The organism is Paludisphaera rhizosphaerae (assembly GCF_011065895.1).
Classification (GTDB): Bacteria; Planctomycetota; Planctomycetia; order Isosphaerales; family Isosphaeraceae; genus Paludisphaera; species Paludisphaera rhizosphaerae.
In genome coordinates, this window is record NZ_JAALCR010000107.1 from 1 (window position 1) to 280 (window position 280).

Below are 280 nucleotides of genomic sequence, written 5' to 3' on the forward strand. Positions count from 1 at the left end.
CACGCAGGCCGTGCAGATCTTCGGCGTGACCGACTGCCCGAGCCTCGAACATCGGCCATAGCGGCAAGAACAGGAATCCGGCCCGAAGTATCGGCACTGGCGGGCTTGGTCGAGTAACTCAGCTTCACGGGCGAGTTCTTCGGGAACCTCCTGCGTCGCCTCTTCTCCCGGAGTCGGGATGGTCGTGTCGAAGGGCAGGTCGGCGAGTTCGCGATATTGGGCCCTGGTGACCGGGTCGGGGTTGTCCTCGGACGCCAGCCAGGCCACGCGGGGGATGTCG

At 65.7% G+C, this 280-nt stretch carries 1 protein-coding gene; it reads right to left on the reverse strand.

The window, feature by feature from the left end; translation table 11 throughout:
• Positions 1-280, reverse strand: a 280-nt coding sequence (locus G5C50_RS32475) for a hypothetical protein (protein WP_206107953.1), incomplete at both ends; no start/stop codon positions are given.